The sequence below is a fragment of the Salegentibacter tibetensis genome, assembly GCF_020164485.1.
In the GTDB taxonomy this organism is placed as follows: Bacteria; Bacteroidota; Bacteroidia; order Flavobacteriales; family Flavobacteriaceae; genus Salegentibacter; species Salegentibacter tibetensis.
Genome location: NZ_JAIQZA010000151.1, coordinates 1 through 268, shown reverse-complemented (window position 1 = coordinate 268; position 268 = coordinate 1). Strand labels below are relative to the sequence as shown.

The 268-nt window shown below is 38.1% G+C and carries 1 pseudogene; it reads right to left on the bottom strand.

What is annotated here, in order from left to right:
- A pseudogene (locus tag LB467_RS18880) lies at positions 1-197 on the bottom strand (hypothetical protein); the annotation flags it as partial.
- Between the last annotated feature and the right edge of the window lie 71 nt (positions 198-268).

The window sequence follows — 268 nt, the reverse complement described above, 5'->3', positions numbered from 1 at the left end:
TAAAGAATGGCAAGTAAAATCCCGTTGGAAAAGTGACCTATTACTCCGTAAGCCAATCCCAGTCCTGTTTTAGCTCCTAGTAAGGTGGGAATATCCCACCATTGTCCAGTGAACAAAAATCCTACCAAGTCAAAAACCAGCGTTCCAATTACCCCAGCTAGTATTGCGTTCTTCCAGTTAATTTTATGATTATGCATAGTGATATTGTTTTAAGTTAAATTACGAAGATTAGGATTTTTTCTGAAGTGCTACTGCTTCAGGGAAATCA